The organism is Halomonas sp. AOP13-D3-9, assembly GCF_052379125.1.
Classification (GTDB): domain Bacteria; phylum Pseudomonadota; class Gammaproteobacteria; order Pseudomonadales; family Halomonadaceae; genus Vreelandella.
Map to the genome: position 1 here is coordinate 55,817 of NZ_JBQSYH010000022.1, position 21,686 is coordinate 77,502.

The 21,686-nt window shown below is 56.0% G+C and carries 18 protein-coding genes; 9 read left to right on the forward strand and 9 right to left on the reverse strand.

Annotation, left to right across the window (positions count from 1 at the left end; translation table 11 throughout):
- The first annotated feature begins 73 nt into the window (after window positions 1–73).
- From ACT3UM_RS20925 to ACT3UM_RS20940, 4 genes are all read left to right on the forward strand, one after another.
- Window positions 74–1,219, forward strand: a complete 1,146-nt coding sequence (locus ACT3UM_RS20925) for an exonuclease SbcCD subunit D (protein WP_498902001.1) — start codon at window positions 74–76, stop codon at window positions 1,217–1,219.
- A complete protein-coding gene (locus tag ACT3UM_RS20930; RefSeq protein WP_498902002.1) occupies window positions 1,216–4,281 on the forward strand; it encodes an AAA family ATPase in 3,066 nt (1,021 codons plus the stop codon). Before ACT3UM_RS20925 ends, ACT3UM_RS20930 begins: the two co-directional genes overlap by 4 nt.
- A gap of 105 nt (window positions 4,282–4,386) precedes the next feature.
- The gene (locus ACT3UM_RS20935) at window positions 4,387–5,130 is read left to right on the forward strand and encodes a tellurite resistance TerB family protein (protein WP_498902003.1); all 744 of its coding nucleotides are present in this window, start codon (window positions 4,387–4,389) and stop codon (window positions 5,128–5,130) included.
- Complete coding sequence (locus ACT3UM_RS20940) at window positions 5,130–5,633, forward strand: phosphatidylglycerophosphatase A family protein (RefSeq protein WP_498902004.1); 504 nt, start codon at window positions 5,130–5,132, stop codon at window positions 5,631–5,633. Before ACT3UM_RS20935 ends, ACT3UM_RS20940 begins: the two co-directional genes overlap by 1 nt.
- Before the next feature lie 89 nt (window positions 5,634–5,722).
- Here ACT3UM_RS20940 and ACT3UM_RS20945 read toward each other — a convergent pair whose 3' ends face one another.
- The 7 genes from ACT3UM_RS20945 to ACT3UM_RS20975 form a co-directional block, all read right to left on the reverse strand.
- Window positions 5,723–7,105 carry an NAD-dependent succinate-semialdehyde dehydrogenase gene (locus tag ACT3UM_RS20945; protein ID WP_498902005.1) on the reverse strand — a complete coding sequence of 461 codons (1,383 nt, stop codon included), beginning with the start codon at window positions 7,103–7,105 and terminating at the stop codon, window positions 5,723–5,725.
- Between the two features lie 248 nt (window positions 7,106–7,353).
- Window positions 7,354–8,148, reverse strand: coding sequence for an IclR family transcriptional regulator (locus tag ACT3UM_RS20950; RefSeq protein WP_498902006.1), 795 nt, complete (start codon window positions 8,146–8,148; stop codon window positions 7,354–7,356).
- Window positions 8,149–8,244: 96 nt separating this feature from the next.
- Window positions 8,245–9,537, reverse strand: coding sequence for an NAD(P)/FAD-dependent oxidoreductase (locus tag ACT3UM_RS20955; RefSeq protein ID WP_498902007.1), 1,293 nt, complete (start codon window positions 9,535–9,537; stop codon window positions 8,245–8,247).
- 12 nt (window positions 9,538–9,549) lie between these two features.
- Entirely contained in the window at window positions 9,550–10,278 is a 729-nt protein-coding gene (locus ACT3UM_RS20960; protein ID WP_498902008.1) for an amino acid ABC transporter ATP-binding protein, read from the reverse strand.
- The gene (locus ACT3UM_RS20965) at window positions 10,275–10,940 is read right to left on the reverse strand and encodes an amino acid ABC transporter permease (RefSeq protein WP_022522437.1); all 666 of its coding nucleotides are present in this window, start codon (window positions 10,938–10,940) and stop codon (window positions 10,275–10,277) included. The genes ACT3UM_RS20960 and ACT3UM_RS20965 overlap by 4 nt, the downstream gene beginning before the upstream one ends.
- A 118-nt stretch (window positions 10,941–11,058) precedes the next feature.
- A complete protein-coding gene (locus ACT3UM_RS20970; RefSeq protein ID WP_498902009.1) occupies window positions 11,059–11,844 on the reverse strand; it encodes an ABC transporter substrate-binding protein in 786 nt (261 codons plus the stop codon).
- Between the two features lie 158 nt (window positions 11,845–12,002).
- Window positions 12,003–12,248, reverse strand: a complete 246-nt coding sequence (locus tag ACT3UM_RS20975) for a hypothetical protein (RefSeq protein WP_498902010.1) — start codon at window positions 12,246–12,248, stop codon at window positions 12,003–12,005.
- Here ACT3UM_RS20975 and ACT3UM_RS20980 point away from each other — a divergent pair, their 5' ends adjacent.
- From ACT3UM_RS20980 to ACT3UM_RS20990, 3 genes are all read left to right on the forward strand, one after another.
- A complete protein-coding gene (locus ACT3UM_RS20980; RefSeq protein WP_498902011.1) occupies window positions 12,249–13,421 on the forward strand; it encodes an iron-containing alcohol dehydrogenase in 1,173 nt (390 codons plus the stop codon). It begins immediately after the preceding gene.
- Window positions 13,422–13,497: 76 nt separating this feature from the next.
- Window positions 13,498–14,919, forward strand: a complete 1,422-nt coding sequence (locus tag ACT3UM_RS20985; protein WP_498902012.1) for a hypothetical protein — start codon at window positions 13,498–13,500, stop codon at window positions 14,917–14,919.
- A gap of 93 nt (window positions 14,920–15,012) precedes the next feature.
- Window positions 15,013–16,599, forward strand: coding sequence for a sigma 54-interacting transcriptional regulator (locus ACT3UM_RS20990; protein WP_498902013.1), 1,587 nt, complete (start codon window positions 15,013–15,015; stop codon window positions 16,597–16,599).
- A 17-nt stretch (window positions 16,600–16,616) separates the two neighbouring features.
- Here the strand turns inward: ACT3UM_RS20990 and msrA are convergent, their stop codons facing one another.
- Both msrA and ACT3UM_RS21000 read right to left on the reverse strand, forming a co-directional pair.
- Window positions 16,617–17,255 (reverse strand): peptide-methionine (S)-S-oxide reductase MsrA, encoded by a 639-nt coding sequence (gene msrA / locus ACT3UM_RS20995; protein ID WP_498902014.1) that lies wholly within the window; start codon window positions 17,253–17,255, stop codon window positions 16,617–16,619.
- A 108-nt stretch (window positions 17,256–17,363) separates the two neighbouring features.
- Window positions 17,364–18,293: a LysR family transcriptional regulator gene (locus tag ACT3UM_RS21000; RefSeq protein WP_498902015.1), complete on the reverse strand. Its 930-nt coding sequence runs from the start codon at window positions 18,291–18,293 to the stop codon at window positions 17,364–17,366.
- A gap of 160 nt (window positions 18,294–18,453) precedes the next feature.
- Between ACT3UM_RS21000 and ACT3UM_RS21005 the strand changes: the two genes are divergently transcribed.
- Window positions 18,454–19,965: a CoA-acylating methylmalonate-semialdehyde dehydrogenase gene (locus ACT3UM_RS21005; protein ID WP_498902030.1), complete on the forward strand. Its 1,512-nt coding sequence runs from the start codon at window positions 18,454–18,456 to the stop codon at window positions 19,963–19,965.
- A gap of 26 nt (window positions 19,966–19,991) precedes the next feature.
- Entirely contained in the window at window positions 19,992–21,665 is a 1,674-nt protein-coding gene (locus ACT3UM_RS21010) for a GMC family oxidoreductase (protein WP_498902016.1), read from the forward strand.
- Window positions 21,666–21,686: the final 21 nt, after the last annotated feature.

Here is a 21,686-nt window from a genome sequence, read left to right on the forward strand (position 1 = left end):
GAAATGGAGTTTTGTGAGTAGATAGCGTGTCGGGTTGTTATCATGCCGATACACTATTTTTGCTGAGCCTGTTATGCGTCTACTTCACACCGCCGACTGGCATCTGGGGCGGCTGTTCCACAACCTGTCGTTGCTGGATGACCAGCGCCATGTGCTCAACCAGCTTATCGAGATCATCGACCGCGAACACGTCGATGCGGTGCTGATTGCGGGCGATATCTACGACCGCTCGGTGCCACCCTCTGCGGCGGTAACGCTACTGGACGAAGTGCTCCACGCCCTCTGCGAAGAGCGCAAACTGCCGGTGGTTATGATTTCAGGCAACCACGATGGCGCCGAACGGCTGCGCTTCGGCGCCCGCCATCTACGCCAAGCTGGGCTGCATATTCTTTCTGACCTCGCCGATTTCGCCACCCCCGTCACGCTGACGATTAAGGGCGTTGAAGTCGATGTATTCGGCATTCCCTACGCTGACCCTGAGCATGTGCGCAGCCAGTTTGCTGTCGATGCCCGCGACTTTGACGGCGCCCACCGCTATTTGGTCGAGCGCATTAGCGAGCAGCGCCACCCCACACGGCCCTGTGTGTTGATGAGCCACTGTTTTGTGGATGGCGGCAGTGCTTCTGACTCAGAGCGCCCGTTGACCTTGGGCGGTGCCGAAAGCGTTGCCTGGGAGCCCATGCAAGGCTTTGATTATGTAGCACTTGGCCATCTCCACGGCCCGCAGTATCGCGGTGGCGAACATATTCGCTACAGCGGCTCGCTGCTCAAATACAGCTTTTCCGAAGCCAGTCAGCGTAAAGGCGTAACGCTGGTGGATATCGACGCGACTGGCGTCACCCAGATTGAACAGATTCCGCTAATACCCAGCCGTGAAGTGCGCATACTAGAGGGCGAGATTGATGCATTGATAGCCCAGGGGCGAACAGACCCGAACGCTGATGACTATCTGCTGGTGCGGCTTACCGATCGCCACGCCATTCTCGACCCCATGGGCAAGCTGCGCGATGTGTATCCCAACGTCTTGCACCTGGAAAAGCCCGGCATGTTAGACGCCCGCGGCAGTCAGCAGCTTGATCGCGAGCGGCTGCGCTTTGATGCGCTGGATATGTTCAGCGACTTCTTTAATCAAACCAGTGGGAAAGCCATGAGCGAAGAGCAGGCAAGCGCCATGGCGGCGTTAATTACTCAACTGCAGCGCGATGAGGCCCAGCAATGACGCCGTTAACCCTCACCATGCAGGCGTTTGGCCCGTTTGCGGGCAATGAGACCATCGATTTCACCGCGCTGGGTAGAAGTCCGCTGTTTCTGATTAACGGCCCCACCGGTGCTGGTAAAAGCTCGATTCTCGATGCGCTCTGTTTTGCCCTGTATGGCCAGACCACCGGCAATGAACGCGACCCTTCACAGATGCGCTGCGATCAGGCCGATGCCACGTTGCTCACCGAAGTCACGCTGGATTTTCGTTTGCGAGGGATCGGTTACCGGGTGCGTCGCGTGCCTCAGCAGGAGCGCCCCAAAGCGCGCGGTGAAGGCACCACCACCCATAACGCGGAAGCCCAGCTGTGGCGATTAAAAGCCGATGGAGAGGTAGAAACCTGCCTGGTGGCGCGCAAGGTGAACGATGCCACTACGGAGCTGCAAACCCTGATTGGCCTGGATGCCAACCAGTTTCGTCAGGTAATGGTATTGCCCCAGGGCAAGTTTCGCGAACTGCTGTTGGCAGGTTCCAAAGAGCGCGAAGTGATTTTTTCCCAGCTGTTTCAAACCCAAATTTTTCAGCGTATTGAAGAGCGCCTGCGTACCCAGGCCAGTCAAATCGAGCGGGCGGTGAATGACCATCGCCAGCATATTAGCGGCATTCTCGCCGGTGGTGAGCTGGAAAGCGAAGCCGCCCTAGCGCAGGAGCAAGAGGCGCTGGCGCCCCAAGTAGAAGAGGCACGGCAACGCTTTGACACCGCCCAGCAGCAGCGCCGTCAGGCCGAACAGCAGCGCGACGAAGCTCAGGCGCTGCAGCGCCAATTTGCGGCCCGGGAGTCGCTAGCCGCGGATAAAGCTCGCCATCTTGAGCAGCAGGCCCACATAGAAAGCATTAAAGAGCGTTTAGCGCAAAGCTCCCACGCTCAGGCGCTGCGCCCGCAGAACACTGCGCTCGCCCAAGCGCAGCATTTGTTCACCACCGCTCAAACTGAGCAGCGCCAGGCACAAGCTGTGTTAACCACCCAGCGCGCCCACGCCGAACAGGCGCAGCAGGGGTTAGAAACCGCACGGCAGCGTCAGGCAGAACTTCCCGCGCTGCGCGAGCGGCATCGCCAGTTGGGCGAGTTTATCCACAAGGGGCAGCAGCTAAGCGAGTGGCAGGCGCTTTTTCAAACGGCGCAGGCCGCCTGGCAACAAGCCGATGGGGCGCTCAAACGTGATGAACAGCAGCTAGACAGCATTCGCCAGCAGGGGGAAGCCATAGGCATCAATCTGGAGCGTTTACAGACAGAGTTTCAGCAACTGGCCAGCGCCCCCGCGGAGCTAAGCCGCCATGAAAGCCTGCTCAACCAGCGCCAAGAGCTGGATGAGCTCACCCGGCAGGGGCAGGCGTTAACCAAGCAACAGCAGCAGGCAACGGAAGCACTCAGCCGCCAGCAAAGCGACGTGGCGCAAGCGCAGCGTTATGCCACTGAGCAGGAGATGCGCTGGCACCAGGGGCAGGCCGCACTGTTAGCGTTTAGCCTTGAAGTGGACGCCCCTTGCCCGGTGTGTGGCAGCCTGGAGCACCCAGCCCCGGCGGTTCAAAACGCCGAGGTCGTTACCCAAGCGCAAGTAGAAACGGAGCGCTTAGCGCTGGAAAACCACCGTCAGGCGCTGCAAACCGCTGAACGTCACACTCAACACCTCGCCCAACAGAGTAGCTACAACGCAGAGCAGGTTCAGCGGCTTAACCAACAACTGGGTGAGTGGGCCAGCCAACCGCTGATGGCGCTGCAAAATGCCTGCGAAGGATTGCGTCGCCAAGTGCAGCGGCGGGAAAGCGTTGAGAAAGAAATTAGCCAGCAAACCGCCGCCCGCGATGCGCTGCGCCGGGAGTGGGGCGCGTTGGACAAGCAGCTCAAAACCCAGCTACCTGCGGTCGAGAAGGCCAAAGAAGACACCCTGCGCCTGGAGAGCCAGCGCGACCAGTTGAGTCAATCGCTGCCGGAAGATGCCCGCGACCCTGAGGCCATGCGCCGAACCCTCGCGGAGCTTGAACAGCAAATCGCCCAGCTTGAAAAAGCCTGGGAGAGCGCTCAGCAGGCGCTATCGATCGCTCAAACCCAGTTGGCACGGGCGGAAGAGCAGTTACGCGGCGCTAGCCAACGAGTCGAGCGTCACCAACAGGAGCATGAACAGGCGCAAACCGAGTGGCAAACGGCGCTTCAGGCCAGCCCCTTCGACGATGACGCGGCGTTCCAGGCGGCGCAGCTGGATGACACCCAGCGGGGTGAGCTGACTCGCCAGGTAGAAACGTATCAACATCGCCTGGCTGAGCTGGAGGGCGCGCTACAGAATTACCAAACCCAGCTTGCGGAAAAAACGCCGCCAGACCTTGAGGCCTTGACTCGCCTGACCGAGACCGCCCAAGCCGAGGAGAACGCCCAGTTAGAGGCGTGGCGAACGCTTGACGGAAGGTTAACCACGCTCACAGGCATTCACCAAAAGCTTGCCGCAGCCCACGCCGCCCAGGCCGAACTGGAAGCCCAGTACCAGCTGTGGGGTACACTCAGCGAGGTGGCCAATGGCCGCACCGGGCATCGCATCAGTTTGCAGCGCTTTGTGCTGGGCGTTCTGTTGGATGACGTATTGATTCAAGCCTCCGAACGGTTGGTGCGCATGAGCCGCGGGCGCTATCAGCTAGTGCGCCGGGAAGATCCCTCCAAGGGCAACAGAGCGTCAGGTTTGGAGCTTGATGTAGCCGATACCTACACCGGCAAAAACCGCTCGGTGGCAACGCTGTCTGGCGGCGAGTCTTTCATGGCCGCACTCTCGCTGGCGCTGGGGCTTTCCGACGTAGTGCAGGCGTATGCTGGCGGCATTCAGCTGGATACGCTATTTATCGATGAGGGCTTTGGTAGCCTGGATCAGGATGCCCTGGACCAAGCCATCGCCATGCTCAGCGAGCTGCAAATGGGCGGGCGTATGATCGGGGTGATCTCCCATGTCAGCGAACTCAAGGAGCAAATGCCAGTCCGTATAGAGGTGCATGCCAGCCGACACGGGAGCTCGGTGGAAGTGAAAGGCGCACTTCTTTGACGCTTGAAGTGGCATGAATTCATGCTGCGTTCATACAGCATGTTTTATAACGTGAGTAAGTCGTCAAGCGCGCACTCAATATACTGTCTTCTTAGGAGTACAAGGATGAACGCAAGCAAGATTTTACAGCAGCTTATGCAGCAGGCCGGCGGTAGCCAGAAGGGCGGCAGCAGCAGCGGGGTCGATGTTAAAGGCATGCTGAGCGGACTTTCAAAGCAGTTGGGCGGTGGCAGCAGTCAAGGCGGTGGTTCCTCCAGCGGTTTTGATATGAAAAGCCTGCTCGGCGGTGGTGCCATGGGAATGTTAATCGGCTCCAAGCGCGGTCGCAGCATGGGGGGCAAAGTGCTCAAGTACGGTGCCATTGCAGGTGTCGGTGCGCTGGCATGGAAGGCGTGGCAGAGTTCCCAAGCGGCTAAAAACGGCGGCGCGCAACCGTCGGCTAGTCAAGCCAGCGCAAGCGAAGGCGAGCGGGTAGAAGCGCTTAGCGGCGAGTACCAAGAGCGTCGCAGCCTGGAACTGCTGCAGGCGATGATTATGGCCGCCCGAGCCGATGGTCATATTGATGAGCAGGAGCAGGCGCTGATTACTGAACAGATTGATGCCCTAGGTGCTGATCAAGAGATGCATAACTGGGTGGAGCAACAGCTAAAGGCACCGCTGGATGCTCAGGCGCTGGCCCGCGAAGCAGACTCCCCTCAAGCGGCCCGGGAAATGTACCTGATCAGCGTGGCCGTAACAGATGATCAAAACCCCATGGAGCGCGCTTGGCTTGATCAGTTGGGCAGTGCGCTTAACTTGCCTAAAGAGATGACCGCCGAACTTGAGCGTCAAGCGCAGCAGGCGGGTTAATGCTGGATACGGTTAATTTTTGGATAGCCACCGGCTTTGGGCTGGGGCTATCGCCGGTGGCGCCCGGTACTTTTGGCTCGCTGCTGGGCATTCCCTTGGCGTGGTGGCTGTTGAGCCGCCCGCTGGTGCAGCAGGGCACCATTATGGCAGCTCTGTTGCTACTTGCCGTACCGGTTTGCCACGTTGCCGCCTGGCACTATGTTGGACTGGGGCATGAAGAATTAGATCATGGCAGTATCGTTGCCGATGAATATGTGGCGTTCCCGCTGGCGGTAATCGGGTTGCAGGCCGCCCGCCATCCGCTGGTTATGGCGCTGGCATTCGGTGTTTACCGCTTTTTCGATGCACTGAAGCCGCCGCCGATTCATCTGGCAGAGTATGTTAACGGCGGTTTTGGCATCGTGTTAGATGATGTGATTGCGGCGCTGGTGACCTGGGTGGTAATGGCGATTGGGCTAAAGCTTTGGCAGCGTCGAGCATCAGGGCAACAGTTAAACTCGTAAGAGTGCGCGCAACGAAAAAAGCGCCGCTAGCCTGATGAAAAGCTAGCGGCGCTCTTGGTTATCGCTCACGATTTTGAGCGTTTACGGAATTACTCTTGCACGACAATCACCGACTTGGCATTGACGAACTCAAGCATGCCGAAACCGCCATGCTCACGGCCGTAGCCGGAGTTTTTGACGCCGCCAAACGGCATCTCTGGGGTAGCAACACCAAAGCCGTTAATAAACACCATACCCGTATCAAAGTACTTACTGGCAAGTTCGGTGGCGCGCTTCACATCTTTAGAGATAATGCCGCCGCCCAGGCCATAACGGCTGTCGTTGGCAATGCGCATGGCGTCTTCGTCATCTTTAGCACGAATCAACGCTGCTACAGGGCCAAATAGCTCATCGTCGTATGCTGGCTGACCGGGGGTCACGTTATCCAGCACAGTGACCGGATAGAAAGCACCTTTACCTGAAGGCTTTTCACCGCCGCAGAGAATTTTCGCACCTTTACGAACACTTTCTTCCACTTGTTCGTGAAGCCCATCGCGCAGATCAACGCGAGCCATGGGACCAAGGTCGCTGCCTTCTTGAGTTGGGTCGCCTGCTTTCAGCGCCTGCATACGTTCTACGTAGCGCTGTTTAAACGTTTCGTAGTTCTTTTCAGTCACTACAAAACGCTTGGCGGCAACGCAGGTTTGCCCACCGTTGTAGACGCGCCCCTGCACGCAGGTGTCGATGGCCACATCCATGTCGGCGTCATCGAGTACCAGGTAAGCGTCGTTGGAGCCCAGCTCAAGCACGGTCTTTTTAAGGTGCTCCGCGGCCTTGCCGGCCACTTTGCGGCCCGCACCATCACTACCCGTGAGCGTGACGCCCCGCACTGCAGAGTGAGCAATCACTTCGTCAGATATGTCGTGAGAGATCACTAGCGTACGGAAAACGTTTTCGGGGAGCCCTGCTTTACGGTAGATTTTTTCAAGCAGCAGGCCGCTGCCGGTCACGTTTTCAGCGTGTTTTAGCAGTACGCCGTTACCCGCCATAATATTGGCGATGGAGTAACGTACCACCTGATACGCGGGGAAGTTCCAGGGCTGAATGCCGTAGATCACACCCATTGGTGAGTAGGTCACGAAACCACGCTCGCCGTTGCCAGGCTGGCGCTCTTCGTCAGCCAGCTTTTTGGGGCCGTGTTCAGCGGTGTAATCACAGATGCCGGTACACAGATCCACTTCCTGGCGGGCCTGAGAAGGCAGTTTGCCCATTTCCTTGACCATCAGGTCGGCAAGCTCTTCTTTGTGCTCTTGCATCGCTTGGCCAATCGCTTTGACTGTTTTAGCGCGGCTTTCCAGAGATGCTAAGCGCCAATCGAGAAAGGCCTCGTAGCAGGCGTCCACAACCTGCTTCGCTTCTGCGCTGCTCATCAACGCATAGGTTTCGAGGGCTTCACCATTGGTGGGATTGATCGTCGTAATGCTGTTGCTCATAAGATCTCCTATCTATAGATCAACGTTTGGGTCAAAGCGCCCAGCTCCTGGGTGCTTAGTCGACCGGTCTATTATTTATAGCCGGTCACTGTAGTACAAAAACAGCGACCATGCATAGCATCGGTGTTATTTATCCGGCAGTGGTAAGAGCGATCAGTTCCAAGTATTGCGTATGGAATTTGAGCGCAGCTATCTGTATCAGGTTGATGTTTAATGCTTATTGAAAAAATCTATTAAACGCGACAGCGTTAACTACGCATGCGGGCGGCCTTTGTGATCGCGCGAGCACACTCCATTAAAGAGGGGGCAAGCTGTTCCAGTGCTCGCTCAAGGTTCCAGCGGCTGCTGGGGGTTGTGATGTGCACAGCGGCTACCGGTAAACCTGCAGCGTTGCTTATTGGCGCAGCAATGTTGATATCCCCCAGGAAGTATTCAGCATCGTTCCAGGCGACGCCACGTGTACGACATTCTCGGATCAAGTCGGTTAGGGCGCTTATATCGGTAATCGTATTTGGAGTATGGGACTTTAACTCGCAGGCGGTTAAGTACTCCTGAACGCTGGTGTCGTCTAGCGCTGATAAGAACGCTCTACCGGAGGCGGAGCAGTACATCGGTACGCTGCTGCCCACGGGCATATGAATGGGAATGTAATGGCGGCTGGTAAAACGGGCCATGTAGATCATATCGAGCCCGCTGGGTTCGGTGAGCGAAACGGTCTCCAGGCAGCTGTTGCTCAATTCTGAGAGGTAGGGGTTGGCGCAATCGACCAGTAAATCGGCTTCTAAATAGTTGGCGGAGAGCGTCATCAGGCGGATGCCGAGCCGATATTTGCGGCTGGCGGGCGCTTTGACCAGGTAGCCGAGTTGTTCGAGCGTGTGGGTGATGCGCTGCACCGAGCCCATACTTAACCCTGAAAACTTGGCGATTTCCGAGAGGCTGAGTTCGCTGTGCTGAGCATCAAATAGCTCAAGCAAATCAAACGCTTTAGCAAGCGATTGATTGAACTGCGGCGAGCGTGGTTCGTTGGCGTTGGCGTGCTTCATGCTTTTATAGAATTCCTTACGTGTTCCCCTTGGGTATGAGGCAACAAGGGGAACGTATCAACATCTTGTGTGTTGCTGTGGAAGCGTGTGGGCGGTTTAGCGCTCCAGCCAGTCTCTGGCCCGATAGTAATTGACCACCGTTTCAACATACAGCCTTTGTAGGCCGTGGAGTGGAATCGGCTTGATGGGGCTTAGGGGAAAAGGTAGGGCTTCCTCCAGCGAATTTTCACCGAGGTGCTCTCCCAGTAATTTACCCATATGGCTACCCATGGCCACGCCACGGCCATTATAGCCCAGCGCCACGGTAAGCCCCGGCTGGGGTTCGTGTACATGGGGAAGCGAATCCTGGGTGATGGCGATACGACCTGCCCAGCGAAAGGCGATCTCTACGTACTTTAGCTGGGGGTAGAGTTTGATAATGGCGTTTTCGAGGTGCCGAAAGTCACTTGGCTTGCGCGGGTCGTTGAAGGAGCCTCGACCGCCCATCAGCAGGCGGCCTTCCCGGTCACGACGAAAATAGAGAAGCAGCTTGCGGGCATCCGACGCTACTTCGCCACCGGGTAGAATAGAGTTTCCTTCTTCTGACGTGAGAGGACGGGTGGCGACCTGATAGCTATTGGCGGCGATCAGGCTACTGGCGAGTTTGGGCTGCAGGGCATCGCTGTATCCGTTGGTGCAGAGTAGGACCCGTTCCGCCTGGATTTCCGCACCGCCTTCCGCCATGACGCGCCAGCGATCTCCGGCGCGGGTCAGTGAGGTGACGCGGGTGTGTTCATGCAGTGTTGCTCCATTTTCATGCGCTGCCTGTGCCAGCCCGCGGGCGTAGGCGAGCGGATTCAGCCCGCCGGCCCTGGGGTCTACCCAGCCGCCAAGATACTCTGAGGTGCCGAGACGCTCTGCGCACTGCTGCTGGTCTAACCAGGTGATCTCTACGCCGCGGGATTGCCATTGGCGGGCGCGAGATTCAATCGCTTTCAGGCTGGCGTGGGTTACGGCGGGTTGAATCCAGCCGCGCTGCTGGGCTTCGCAGTCAATGTTGTGCTGCTTTATCAGGTCAAACACCACATCGGCATTGCGGGCTGAGAGCGCGATCATGCGTTGGCCGCGCTCTTCGCCATAGCGTGTGATGAGTTCATCCGGGTCGTATTTGAGACCGGGGATGACTTGGCCGCCGTTACGGCCGGAGGCGCCCCAGCCGATGCTTTCGGCTTCCAGTAACAACGTGCTGATGCCGCGCTTGGCGAGTGCCAGGGCGGCGGAAAGGCCGGTAAAACCGCCGCCGATGATCACCACATCGCTGCGCTGAGCGCCCTGCAGCGCTGGGTAGTCTCTGCCCGCGGGAGCTGTGTCAGCCCACAGGGAGGGGGGCATCTGAGATGAGTTTGCCATCCTTGGTCTCCGTTAATGGTTTAGCACGCGGCGCAGAAAATCCTGGGTGCGCTCGTGGGAAGGCTGGGTAAGCAGCGTGTGGGCATCGCCGGATTCGACAATCTGTCCGCCATACAAAAAGCAGACGCGATCGGCCACTTCTTTGGCAAAGCTCATTTCATGGGTGACGACCACCATGGTCATGCCTTCGTTGGCCAAGTCGCGCATGACGGTTAACACATCGCCCACCAGTTCGGGGTCGAGGGCGGAGGTGGGTTCATCGAACAGAATGGCTTCCGGTTGCATGGCCAGGGCGCGGGCAATGGCGACACGCTGCTGTTGGCCGCCGGATAGCTGCTGCGGGTAGGCCTCAACTTTGTCGCCTAGCCCCACTTTCTCCAACAGCACAATGGCGTTGGCGTGGGCGGTCTCACGGGGTTCGTTTTTGACGAAAATCGGCCCTTCCATAACGTTTTCGACCACCGTTCGGTGGGGGAAAAGGTTGAATCGCTGAAATACCATGCCGACTTGAGTACGCAGGTCGTTAATGTCTTTGCTGGCCACATCGACCTGGCGATCATTGATCGTAATGCTGCCCTGGTCATAGGACTCCAGGCCGTTAATACAGCGAAGCACGGTCGACTTGCCTGAACCTGAAGGGCCAATCAGACAAACCACTTCGCCTTTGGCGACCGTTAGGCTGACCCCTTTGAGTACTTCTACGTCGCCAAAGGATTTATGAATAGCGTTGATGTTGATCATGATTTGCCTCCCTTCGCTGACTTTCCGAAATAGCGCTCTAGGCGGTTAACGCCAAAAATCAACGGTAAGCTAAGGCAGAGGTAGAGCAGGGCGACCAGGGTGTAAACCGTGGTGTTCTGAAAGGTGGAGGCGGCAATTAACTGCCCGGCCCGCGTCATTTCGGCCACGGTGATGGTGGAGGCTAGCGATGAGTCTTTCAGAATCATGACGGCCGTGTTGCCATAGGGTGGCAGCGCAATGCGTATTGCCTGGGGCAGTACGACGCGGCGCATGATGAGCTTGCTTTTCATGCCGATGGATCTGGCGGCTTCAATCTGGCCCGCTTCAATCGCTTCGATACCGGCGCGGAAGTTTTCAGCTTGGTAGGCACTATAGGCCACCCCGAGCCCGATAATACTGGCCTGGAAGGCGCTAAGTTGTATGCCGAGTTCGGGGAGTACGAAGTAGATGTAAAACAGTTGAACGATAATCGGGAGGCCGCGCACCACATTGATGAAGGTGCCTGCGGTGAGCGACAGCGCCCGCACGGGCGAGAGCTTCATCAGGGCTAAGAGCAGGCCGAGCAGGGTGCTTAGCAGTAGGGCGCCAATGGTGATCTGCACCGTGATCAGAGCACCTTTTAATAAAATGGGTAGAAAGGCGGTGATGTCCGAAAACTCCATGGTAAGCCTTTATTTTGCATGCACTTCTTCAACTACCCCCGAAGGGGCAGTGAAGCGGTGCTGGGGTGATCATTAGCAGGCGGGTTCGTTAACGCTGCCGGTGGGGTACCTGTGGGGGTTATAAGCCCCATTCTTCGAAGATGGCATCGAGAGTGCCATTCTCTTTCAGGTTAGCAAGTGATGTGTTCACTTGTTCCAGCAGTTCGGTGTTTTCCTGGTCAACTGCAAAGCCGATGTGGCCAACCATTTGTTGCTCGTAGTTGTCTGCTAGCTGGAGTTCTGGAAAGCGGTCTTGGCTGAGGTGGTAGCTCATGATGGGGGCATCACCGACACCCGCCACGATTCGACCTAACGAGATGTCACGCATCATGTCTGCCAGGGAGTCATAATTACGGATTTCTGGAAAAATGCCCATGTTGTTGAGCTGTTCGACGTAGGTGGTGCCTACCTGGGCTCCAATCACTTCGCCCGAGAGGTCTTCCAGGGTGTTGATCTCGCCATCATAGTCCTGACGGGTAACGACCCCTTCGCCATAGGGGTAAACATCATCGCTGAACGCGACCTGTTTGGCGCGCTCTTCGGTCTTCAGCATCGCGGCGGAAATGATGTCGATATGCCCAGCGGTCAGCGAGGGTATCAAGGCGTTGAACTGCGACTCCTGAATAGTGACCTCATAGCCCATATCTTCGCCCAGTGCATTGACCAGATCGACCATCGCGCCGGTGATCTCATTGGTTTGCACGTCCAGAAACGTAAACGGAATCCCGCTTGGCGTTCCGCCTGCTTTTAGCACTTCCTGTGCGTTTGCCGTGGCACCAAGCGATAAGGCTACGCCCAGTACTGCCGGTAACAGCATCGCTTTTTTAAAGTGAAGAAGAGGTTGGCTGTCGGATGTAGGTTTCATTGGGTCACCATTGAGAGTGTTGGGGGTTGTTATTTACGCCTTGTTAAAAGCTGTTCGGTAACGTCACTTCAGAGCCTAGGTGACTTTTTATTTATCGGCAAGAGTTATTATTTATCGCATTGCGATAAATTGTAGGGGTGTTTGTTTGAAGCGCATCGTTACCATGCTTGGGCCAGCATCCTGACACGTTGATGAATTAAGTCATCAAAATGTCGATGTCCGATGATTATTTGCTTTCCATATACCTGCATAATTTTATGTTTACTTTTTTTATCAATTAAATCAGTTAGTTGTTTATTTTTTAGGTTGGCACGACGTTTGCTAAGTAATAAGTGGCCAGCGCTATTCTCGGTTTGATAATCGAGCTGGTAAAACAACCAATAAAAGCTAATAGGAAGCGCCATATGCAATTAAGTAGCTTTAATCAAGTGAGTAGCTTTAAAAGCGCCGGTAAGCTGATTACCGGCCATGGGGCCGCAAAGCAGTTGCAGCCTTATGTCCAATCGTTGGGTATGCAGCGGCCCTTAATCGTTACCGATAGCGGTGTGATGGCTTCTGGCACGCTGGATATGATTACTGAGCAGCTTACGGCACTAAAGGTGACCTATGAGGTGTTTGATCAGGTAACGCCCGAGCCGGAAGTGGAAATAGTCGAAATGTGTACCCGCGCTTTTAATGCTGGCAAGCACGACAGCGTTATTGCCGTCGGCGGCGGGAGTGCCATGGACATCGCTAAGTGTGTGGCGGTATATGCGCACTACGAAGGTCCGCTGGAGGCGTTGTTTGGCGAGAACATGGTTGATCAACGCACAATACCTTTGATCGCCATGCCCACCACGGCGGGCACCGGTTCTGAAGTGACCAATATCGCGATTCTGTCGGATAAAGCCCAACAGATGAAAAAGGGCATCGTCAGTGACTGCTTATTACCGGATGTCGCGATTGTCGCGCCTGAGCTTACGCTTAGTTGCCCACGGTCTGTGACGGCGGCCAGCGGGGTGGATGCGTTGGTCCATGCAGTGGAGGCGTATCTATCTAACTTTGCCACGCCGATTACCGATGCATTGGCAGTTAAGGCAATGAACCTCATTGTGCATGCGCTCCCCATGGCGTTTGCCAATCCCAACAATCTCCAGGCCCGTGAAGATATGGCCACCGGTAGCCTGCTGGCAGGCCTGGCCTTTGGTAATGCCGGCGTGGGCGCAGTCCATGCGTTGGCGTATCCGTTAGGTGGGCGCTACCACCTGGCCCATGGGGTGACTAATGCGCTGTTACTGCCCTTTGTCATGGAGTGGAACAAGCTGGCTTGCGTCGAGCGCTTTCGTGGCATTGCGGTGGCGTTTGATGAACCCGTGGCTGGGCTTTCGGATGATGCCGTCGCCAATGCGGTTATCCAGCGCATGCATAAGCTTTGTGCCGATGTGGAGATTCCTTCCGGGTTACGCTCGTTTGATATTTCTGAATCCGCCATTCCTGAGTTGGCCGCCGAAGCCATTAAGGTAGAACGTTTGCTGCGCAATAACCCGCGGGTATTAACGCTTGCGGATGTGGAGGCGATTTACCACGCCGCTTATTAATGCGCCGCTATTAAAAACGCCATAACGACAAAACGTTTATTAAAAATACTAACAACTTTAAACAGGAGTCCATGCCATGAGCGCTTGGAAGCATCGCGTTGACGGTGAAGAGAGCCCGTACACACCGCTAGGGCCGTTTAAGCTACGCCTGCCGTTTTACCATTATCGTTTTGAACTGCCCGATTACCTGCAAGGGCTTTTGATGTGCGCGGTGGATCTTGCTGCGATCCCGTTGATGATGCAGCTACTGGGCATGCCGTTTGAAGCGGCGTTGGCCATCGTTATTTTAAATGGCCTGCTCTATTTACTTCATCACCTGCTGGGTGACCCGGTGATTCCTGGCTGGATTACTCCTGCTATCCCACTACTGATCGCTTATGTCTCCACCTTTCCCGAAGGGGGGGACAGGGTTCATGCGCTCATTGCCTTCCAGATGATGCTGGGGATGCTGGCACTGGGCCTGGGGGTAACGGGCATGGCCAGTAAAGTGGTGCGGCTCATTCCTTCTGCTATTAAAGCGGGGGTCATTATGGGCGCGGGCCTAGCCGCCATAGTGGTGGTGTTTGATGAAGGCGGCCGTTTTGAGCAGTACCCCTTTACCATTGCCATTGCCGTGGGTGTCGCGTTTTATCTGATTTTTTCTCGCCATTACAACAAGCTGAAAGCGCAGGGTGGCCTGTGGGGAGCAATTGGTAAGCTGGGTATTTTTCCGATTATCGTACTGGCGATTGTGGTGGCCCCGCTGTTTGGTGAAGCGCCCTGGCCGGACGTTGAGTGGGGCTTTAGTCAGCCGGATTTCGCGCTGATGTTCAGTGAATACACGGTATTTGGCGTTGGTTTACCGCCCTTGATGATGTTTTTAACGGCCATTCCTACCGTTATTGCGGCTTACATTGTGCTGTTTGGCGATGTGCTTCAAAGCAAGGCGCTGTTGGAAGAGGCTGACGAGAAGCGTCAGGATGAAAAAATTGACTATAACCCTAACCGTGCCCATATGATTTTTGGTGGGCGTAATTTCGGTATGAGTATCTTTGGCCCCGATGTAGTGATGTGTGGCCCGCTGTGGGCTGCGATGCATGTGGTCACGGTGGAGCGTTACAAGCAGGGCAAAGCGGCGATGAACTCTATCTTTGGTGGCTCTGGCTCGTTTCGCTGGGGAACCAATACGGGATTATTATTGCTGCCGATCGTGAGTTTGGTGCAACCGATTCTGGGGATTGCGCTGGCGCTTACGCTGTTAATTCAGGGCTACGTGAGTGTGCGTATTGGCATTATGGAGGCGCGCAGCCAGCGGGACTTGGGTATCGCGGGCATTATCGCCGCCATGCTAGTCATTAAAGGTGCTACTTGGGCTTTTGCGGTAGGTATCTTGCTTTGCGCGTTAATTTACGGCAAACGCTTCTTCTCAGGCGAGGTGGATAAAACTTTCGTGAAAGATTGGGATGAGGCATTGCTACCAGAGACTGATCCTGAACCGGTGGTGCCTTTGCGCAAATAACAGACTCTGCCTTTATAGTGGCTTAAGCGCTATGGGGTTGAGAACCAGTGCCCACCGTGAAAGCGGTGGGCGCGGTCTATCAGGGGAGCTGTTATGCAACGTATCGAAGAGTGCCTTTCGTTGGAAGCCGCGCTGCCGTTATTTGATTTGCACGGCACTGATGCGGTTGAGGTATTTGATACCCACGGTCAGGTGATTGGGGTATTAACCCGCACCGATATTGAAAAGGCACAGCGCGACGCGGCGCTAGGCCAGTTGGTAGGCGAGTGTATGCGCTACCGTGTAACAGGCATTAAACCTCAGACGGAGGCTGAAAGCGTTGATGCGTCTGGCTTCGACCAAGAGCCATTACGTTCATTTCTGGATGCCTTGCATGACGGTGTCTATATCACCGATGCCAATGGTATTACGGTGACGATCAATAAAGCTTATGAACGTATCACGGGTATTTCACGTGCGGAGGTAGTGGGCTTCCATATGGCTGACTTGGTGAAGGCGGGATTTATTTCTAAGTCAGCCTCGTTGGAGGTTATCCGGGAACATCGCCCGATTACGCTGGTGCAGACCATTCATGGCAGTCGCAAGATTGTTGTGACCGGGACGCCCATGTTCAATGCCGATGGCTCCATTGCCTATGTGGTTACCAGTGTGCGTGACATTACCGAGCTGTTGCTGGCGAAACACGCCCAGGAGCAGTTAGAGCAGATCCAGCGCATTCGTGAGGCGTATAAAGTACCTGAGATAACGTCACTAAGTGCGCCTGGGGTGATCACCAGCCAGCAAACCGAACCCTGCTTTGCGCTTGCTAAGCGAGTGGCGAAATCAACCGCGAAGATTCTGATTCAAGGGGAAACCGGGACGGGTAAAACGCTGTTGGCGCGCTATATCCACCAGCAAAGTGACCGTATGGAAGGGCCGTTTATGGAGCTTAACTGTGCGGCATTTCCGGAAGGGTTGCTGGAAGCAGAACTGTTTGGCTATGCCGCCGGGGCGTTTACCGGAGCTGCGCCAAGAGGTAAGCAGGGGCTACTGGATGTGGCCCATGGCGGCACGCTTTTTCTGGATGAGATTGGCGATTTACCCCTCGCGTTGCAGGTGAAGCTACTCAAAGTGGTGGAAGAAAATCGCTATTTGCCAGTAGGCGGGACAGCTTTCCGTCATACCAATGTTCGCCTGATTACCGCTACCCATCAGAATTTAAATGACCACGTTAAGAAAGGGAGCTTTCGTGAGGATCTATTTTATCGCATAAGCGTGGTGCCGCTATGGTTACCCCCTTTGCGACAACGTCGCGATGAGGTAATCCCCTTACTGAACTATTACCTAGACCATTTTAATCAGTTGCACGATGTTAATAGGCGCTGGAATCCCGAGGCGTTGGAATTACTTTCGAACTACTCATGGCCTGGCAATATCCGTGAGCTGATCAATTTAACCGAGCGCTTAGCCGTCACTGCGGTAGAGGACGAGATCACTACCACTACGCTGCCGAGTGAGATATTTCCCGCTCTGCCGGTTAGTTTAGAGTCCGTGAGTGGTGATCTGCGACAGCAGGTTAGTCGGTTTGAACAGCAACTCATTCAACAAGCGCTTGCCAAGCATGGCACGACACGCGCAGCGGCCGCTGTACTGGGAATCGATCAGTCGACGTTGGTGAAAAAGCAGCGGCGCTGGCGTTAGATCATATTGTTCACTTGCTACTCAAACGTAGGCCCACCGGCTTCTTCACCCCAGACCTCTTCCAGGCGGCCGTCGCGACCACAGCTGTAGCGGTAGAACTTATAGCGCACCGGGTTCTTTTGGTAATAGTCCTGGTGATACTCCTCGGCAGGCCAGAAGGTGTTTGCCGGTACTATTTGGGTGGCGATTTCTCGGTCAAAGCGTTCTTCCATTTCCGCTTTGGAGGCTTCGGCCAGTTCGCGCTGTTCGTCGTTATGATAAAAGATCGCCGAACGGTACTGATCGCCCACATCGCAGAACTGACGGTCTACCGCGAAGGGGTCGATATTGCGCCAGAAGATCTCCAGTAGCTGCGCGTAGCTGATCTGCTCTGAGTCGTATTCGATTTGAACAACTTCAGCGTGGCCCGTGTTACCTCGGGTGATATCTTCGTAGCTGGGGTTCTCAAGCTCGCCGCCGATATAGCCGGAAATGGTGGCACTGACGCCGGGTTGGTTGTCGTAAGGCGGTTCCATGCACCAGAAGCAGCCCCCGGCAAACGTCGCTTCTGCATTGGCATGCTCTTGAGACGACTGGGCTTGGAGTGACGCACTGGCGAGGCCTGCAACTGCCATGATACAGAGCGTTAAGGGGCGCAAAAGCGAAAGTCGGGTCATTGTAGGCACTCCAGTGGTGGTAGCGAGTCATTGCGTGCTGTTGAATCGATTAGTGGCATCAGGCGCGATTTCCTTACAGCCATTCTGTTACAGCTATTCTCTTACAAACTAGCCGGGTCGATGAGGCCATACCTCATCCAGTGTACTCAGCGCAGCATTTACCGGCGGCTCGTTGGCGCTGTCGTGTCGCCAAATAAAGCTTAATGCACAGGGCAGGCGGATGTTGTCGGCCACGGCTAGGCCACTCTCCTGGCGCTCGGTCATCGCTAGAGCGTCCCGGGCCAGGCTTAGGCCGACACCTGCGCGCACTAGGTCAAGCATGCAGGCCTCCTGGTCAACCTGGGCCACCCGATTGGGTACCGCGCCGCTTGGCCCAAGCGCCTGTTTTAATAGCCGATGGTGGGCGGAATTTTGGGGCGTGACAATCCACGGCAGCGTGGCCAGGTGCTCCCAGCGGGTATCGATAAGCCGGTTTTCCCAGCCCGCAGGGGCAATCACATGGTAGTGAAAATGCGTTAGCTCTCGCCAAGCCAGCGCCTCATGCCCTTTGCCAGGGGTGAGAGAGGCTAGGCCAGGACCTTCGCCGGGCGGCGCTAAATAAAAACCGACATCTAAATCGCCCTGTTCAATGCGGTTAAGCACGCTGCCGCTCATGCCATGGTGCAGCTCGGTTTCTAATTGGGGCGCGCGGGCCATCAAGCGGCTTAAAAAGGCGCCTAGGCGGAGGAATTCCGGGTCGACAATGGTGCCGATTGAGAGCTTGCCGCGCAGCGTGCTATGTAGCGTTCCAGCCGTCTGCTCAAATGCCTGGGCGCTGGCTAAGGCTTTTTCGGCGGCGGGCAGCAGCGCATGGCCATCGGCCGTCAAAGCAAGCCCCTGAGGACGGCGACTAAACAGCGTGAGGCCTAAATTGGCCTGTAGCTGCTTCAACTTTAGGCTAATGGCGGGTTGAGTCAGGTGTAGCTGCTCGGCGGCGCGTGACACGCTGCCCGTTCTTGCAACGGCCACGAAGGCGCGCAGCGTGGCATAGTCTTGCATGATAGGCCTCAAAGAGAGCGCTGATATTAGTAAAGCTTATAACTGGCTTTTAAATAACTCAATTGATCCGTTCGCAGGGCCCAGTAGGCTAGGCTGAAGGTAAGCTCTTTGCACACGCTCTTAACATGCGTTCTTAAAACAGGTACTCCTCATGACAACTATGACAACTACAGCGATTCAGCACTTTATTAATGGTCAGGCCAGCGCTGGTGAATCTTCTCACTCTCAGGACGTATTCAACCCCGCCACCGGCCGTGTTACCGGTCGCGTATCGCTGGCTTCCCCGGCGGACGTCAATACCGCGGTAGAGGCCGCCCAAGCCGCTTTTCCCGCCTGGGCCGATACCCCGCCCATCCGCCGCGCCCGGGTTATGTTCAAGTTTTTAGAGCTTTTAAACGTTCATAAAGATGAGCTAGCCGAAGCGATTACCAAAGAACACGGCAAGGTGTTCACCGACGCCCAGGGGGAGGTGGCCCGCGGCATTGATATTGTGGAATTTGCCTGCGGTATTCCGCAGTTGTTAAAGGGCGATTACACCGAGCAAGTGAGTACAGGGATCGATAACTGGACGACGCGCCAGCCGTTAGGTGTCGTCGCTGGTATAACGCCATTTAATTTCCCGGCCATGGTGCCGATGTGGATGTTCCCCCTGGCGATTGCCGCTGGTAATACGTTTATTTTGAAACCCAGCCCTCTTGATCCCAGTGCTTCGCTGCTAATGGCCGACCTGCTGAAGCAGGCGGGCCTGCCCGACGGCGTGTTTAACGTTGTGCAGGGTGACAAAGACTCGGTGGAAGCCCTTATCGACCACCCCCACGTTAAGGCGCTGTCGTTTGTAGGCTCAACGCCAATTGCCAACCTGATCTACGAACGCGGCGCCCGCAACGGTAAACGCATTCAAGCACTCGGCGGGGCTAAAAACCATATGGTGGTAATGCCGGATGCGCATTTGGATAAAGCCGTCGACGCACTGATTGGTGCCGCCTACGGCTCTGCCGGTGAACGCTGCATGGCCATTAGTGTGGCGGTGTTGGTCGGCGATGTGGCGGATAAAGTCGTCCCAGCCCTGGCTGAACGCGCCAAGGCGTTGAAAGTAAAAGATGGCATGCAGCTCGATGCGGAAATGGGCCCCATTGTGACCCGTGAGGCTCATCAGCGGATTACCGGCTATATCGAAAAAGGCGTGGCGGAAGGCGCCGAACTGGTGGTCGATGGCCGCCGTTTTAATGCCTCATCAACGGGTGACGACTGCGCCGAAGGCTTCTGGATGGGCGGCACGCTGTTCGACAACGTCACCCCCGAGATGACGATCTACAAAGAGGAAATTTTTGGCCCGGTGCTGGTTTGCGTGCGGGTGCCGGATATCGCCACGGCCATTCAGTTGATTAACGACCACGAGTTTGGCAACGGCGTTAGCTGCTTCACCGAAAGCGGCACGGTGGCGCGGGAATTTGGTCGCCGTATCCAGGTCGGCATGGTGGGTATCAATGTGCCCATCCCAGTGCCTATGGCGTGGCACGGTTTTGGCGGTTGGAAGCGCTCTTTATTTGGTGATACGCATGCCTACGGCGAAGAGGGCGTACGTTTCTACACCAAGCAGAAATCCATCATGCAGCGCTGGTCAGACTCCATCGACGCAGGCGCTGAATTTGTAATGCCCACGGCGAAGTAACGCCTAAACGTTATGGGAGCCAACGCATGCCAGCGCCAACGAATAATAATTTTGACTATATCGTGGTAGGAGCAGGCACCGCCGGGTGCCTGCTGGCTAACCGACTCAGCGCCAACCCTAACAACAAGGTGCTGTTGATCGAAGCGGGTGGTCGCGATAACTACCACTGGATCCATATTCCGGTGGGCTATCTCTACTGCATTAATAACCCGCGTACCGATTGGCTGTTTCGCACCGAGCCTGATAAAGGGCTCAACGGACGTTCTTTAATCTATCCGCGGGGCAAGACCCTGGGCGGCTGCTCAAGCATCAATGGCATGATTTATATGCGCGGCCAGGCGCAGGACTACGACCACTGGGCCGAGGTCACCGGCGACGATGCCTGGCGCTGGGAGAACTGTTTACCCGACTTTATCAAACACGAAGACCACTACCGCCTGGATGAGGGTGGCGATGCCGATGCAAAACACCGAGATTTTCACGGCCATGGTGGCGAGTGGCGGATCGAAAAACAGCGCCTCAAGTGGCAGGTGTTGGATGATTTTGCCGAGGCTGCGGTGCAGGCGGGCATACCGCGTAGCGACGATTTTAACCGCGGCTCTAATGAAGGCGTGGCCTACTTTGAGGTTAATCAGCGCTCGGGCTGGCGTTGGAATACCGCCAAGGCGTTTTTACGTGCAGCTCTCAAGCGCGACAACCTCACGTTATGGCACTCTACGCAAGTGAATAGGCTGGTTTTTGAACAGGCGGATACACTGCGCTGTACAGGCGTGGAGGTGGAGCGTGAGTGCAACCCCCTTCGCGTTGCGGCGAGCAAGGAAGTCGTGCTGTGCGCAGGCGCCATTGGCACGCCGCACCTGTTACAACTTTCTGGGGTAGGGCCAGCCGAGCTGCTCCACAAACATGGCGTTGAGCTAGTCCATGACCTGCCGGGGGTGGGCGAGAACCTGCAGGATCATCTGCAGATTCGCTCAATATATCGCATCACCAATGGCAAAACCCTCAATGCCATGGCTAGTACGCTGTGGGGTAAAGCGGGAATTGGCCTTGAATACCTGCTTAAGCGTTCGGGGCCAATGAGCATGGCGCCTTCGCAACTGGGGGCTTTTACCCGCAGCACGTCGGATCAACCGCATCCCAATATTCAGTACCACGTACAGCCGCTAAGCCTGGAAGCGTTTGGCCAGCCGTTACACCCTTACCCGGCGATTACCGCCAGCGTGTGTAATTTGAATCCTACCAGCCGTGGCACCGTGCGGCTTAAAAGCCGCGACCCGCGCCAGGCCCCGGCGATTTCTCCCAATTACCTGAGTACTCCTGAAGATCGCAAGGTGGCCGCGGATTCTCTACGGGTGACGAGGCGTATCGCCGAGCAGCCAGCGTTTGCCAAATACGCGCCGGAAGAGGTCAAGCCCGGCGTCGAGTACCAAAGCGACGATGAGCTGGCCCGGCTGGCCGGTGATATCGGCACGACTATATTCCATCCAGTGGGCACCGCGAGAATGGGCCGTGAGGATGATGCCATGGCAGTGGTCGACGCACGGCTGCGAGTGCGCGGCGTAATGGGACTAAGAGTGGCCGACGCCAGCGTTATGCCAACCATCACCAGCGGCAACACTAACTCACCCACGCTGATGATTGCGGAGAAGGCTGCCGGCTGGATGCTGGCTGAGCGTCATGAAGTTTCCGGTAGCACTTAGCGATGTGCGCTATTAATCGGC